4 protein-coding genes are annotated in these 2,312 nt (G+C 46.4%); all 4 read left to right on the top strand.

Annotated elements, in window-relative coordinates:
• Positions 1-163, top strand: a 163-nt coding sequence (locus NDA01_RS31785; RefSeq protein ID WP_348231031.1) for a transposase, incomplete at its 5' end; no start/stop codon positions are given.
• 88 nt (positions 164-251) lie between these two features.
• Positions 252-779 (top strand): P-loop NTPase family protein, encoded by a 528-nt coding sequence (locus NDA01_RS31780; RefSeq protein ID WP_348231200.1) that lies wholly within the window; start codon positions 252-254, stop codon positions 777-779.
• 232 nt (positions 780-1,011) lie between these two features.
• On the top strand, positions 1,012-1,608 hold the full coding sequence (locus tag NDA01_RS31775; protein ID WP_348231199.1) for a DUF6151 family protein: 597 nt from the start codon (positions 1,012-1,014) through the stop codon (positions 1,606-1,608).
• A 9-nt stretch (positions 1,609-1,617) separates the two neighbouring features.
• Positions 1,618-2,312 (top strand): DUF4037 domain-containing protein (locus tag NDA01_RS31770; RefSeq protein ID WP_348231198.1); only part of this gene is annotated, 695 nt, incomplete at its 3' end.

The following is a 2,312-nucleotide window of genomic DNA, read 5'->3' as shown; positions in this document are numbered from 1 at the left end:
CTGTGAGCTTTGGTATCTGCCGCCTTATTCCCCGGACTTGAACCCGATTGAGCATTGGTGGTTTGTGCTCAAGAATTGGCTGCGACAGCGATGGGATGAGTTTGCCAACTTTCGGGATTGTGTGGATAATGCTTTCAAACAATGTCCTAAGGTAAGTCCGTAAAGCTATAGATAGAGAAATACCGTCAGTTAGACCGTAAAAGTTCATGACTCAAGAGTAGTTTAAAGCAACTTTCACGAAGAAGATGCCTGTGAACAAAGTTGCTGTATTTGGTAATGCTGGAGGCGGGAAGTCTACACTCAGCAAACATTTAGCACAAATGACAGGTTTGCCTATGGTCGCTTTAGACTTGTTGAAGTATAAACCTGGCGGTGGAGAAGTTTCTGACGAAGAATATAAAACTGCTCATGATCAACTCCTCCAGCAAGACCAATGGATCATTGATGGATATGGATCATTGGATACGGTATGGGAACGATTAGAGGTTGCAGACACTTTAATATATGTCGATATGCCAGTTCTCCGGCACTATTGGTGGGTCACGAAGCGATTCTTGAAAGGCTTTCTAATTCCACCAGAAAATTGGCCCCAAAATAGTCCGCTCTTGAGGGGTACGCTGAACAGTTATTATACGGTTTGGCTGTGCCATAAGAAGCTCACACCCAAGTATCGAGAGTATGTGCTTAAAGCTAAGGAAAGCAAGCAGGTTTATCATCTTCAGTCTCCTGAGCAGGTGAAAGAGTTCTACCGAGCTGTCGAACTAGAACTCGCAAAATAAAGGTTATTGTGGTATTCAAAAACGCTTAAAAAGAGGTATGCCGCCCCAAAGTTACTTACGAGGTTATCTGTTAAATCAGATTGTGGGGAGAGCAGCGCAGTTCCAGCGAACAACCGCGTGCACCGCATTGACTGAGATGCTTTCTGCTTCGTTTTAAGTCCCCTACATCTGGTGACGCTAATCGTTATCGCATACTATTAGGTCGAGTTCTTTAATGAAGAGGAACCAAACCATGGCCCACTCGATTCGTTGCAATTGTGGCAAACTCAAGGGCACACTCAACCGCAATGCCAATGCCAATAGATGCGTGTGCTACTGTCTGGATTGCCAAGCCTTTGCCCGTTTTCTGAAACGAGAGCATGGAATACTGGATGAACAGGGTGGTACTAACATCATCCAGACCATTCCGGCGAATGTCACGTTTACCGAGGGCATTGAAAGCTTGAGCTGTATGCGTCTTACTGCGAATGGTTTGCTGCGCTGGTATGCAGCTTGTTGTAACACGCCAATCGGGAATACTCCTCCAAACCTCAACCCATCCTTTGTTGGTTTAATTCGTAACTGCTTGAGTTTGGACGAAAGCTCGTTAGACAAAGCGTTCGGTCCTGTACGGATGCACGTCCATACCGAATCTGCGATCGGGCAAGATAAGCCAAAATCGACAGGGCTTCTATTTGGCACCTTGCGTATCATTGGCATGGCACTGAGAGCGCGCCTTGATGGCAGCTACAAACAGACACCATTCTTTGTTCTAGAATCTGGTACTCCGATAGTTACTCCGAAAGTACTCAGCGCTCAGGAGTTGAAGGACGTAAGGGATACTGTATAGAGAATCGCGTTGCAGCAAAACGTACTCACCTTCTTCGTTGAGTTGCAAAGGTGGTTTGCTTCCGCTGAACATGACCGCCCGCTTGCTATCCGCTACATTATTTCAACAGAAGAACTTATAATCCTCAACATGACTGAGCACAGCGCCTGGCGAATTTCATTAGCTCATAAAATCACTCCTGCTTTCACGGCTCATCCCAAAGTTGCAGCGTGTTTTGTATTTGGCTCGGCAGCGTTAGGGATTTCAGACCAGTATTCTGATCTTGAACTGGGATTCATCTGGTCACAATTGCCGTCTGTCGAAGAATTACAAGCCACAGCGCAAAATGTTGGTGTCAAAGGATGGGAAATTGAGCCGTATGGAGAGGCAAAGCAGGCATGGTTGGAGCAGTTCTATCTATACGGCATGAAAGTTGAAGCCGATCATTGGGCGCAACATACGATGGATAACATTGCGATCGATGTGGTTGAGCGGTACGATGTGTCCCAAAACGGGCTGTTGTTTGAGAAGCAAGCGATCGCATCTCATCTCCAGCGTGCAGTAGTGCTTCACGGCGAAGGCATGATCAACCAATGGCAAGCTCAGCTTTCTCCTTATCCTGAAGAACTTGCGGTTGCGATGGTTCAAAAGCATCTAAAATTCCGCCCGTTTGATGGTCAACACATTTTGACCGAACGCCTTGAGATTCCGATGCTGTACGAAAA

Source organism: Trichocoleus desertorum AS-A10 (assembly GCF_039962155.1).
In the GTDB taxonomy this organism is placed as follows: domain Bacteria; phylum Cyanobacteriota; class Cyanobacteriia; order FACHB-46; family FACHB-46; genus Trichocoleus.
Note: the sequence above shows the minus strand (reverse complement) of the source record. Positions and strands in the feature narration are given on the sequence as shown.

Coding starts and splice junctions, on each gene's coding strand:
- NDA01_RS31775 (WP_348231199.1), top strand. CDS start 1,012: ATGGCCCACTCGATTCGTTGCAATTGTGGCAAACTCAAGGGCACACTC.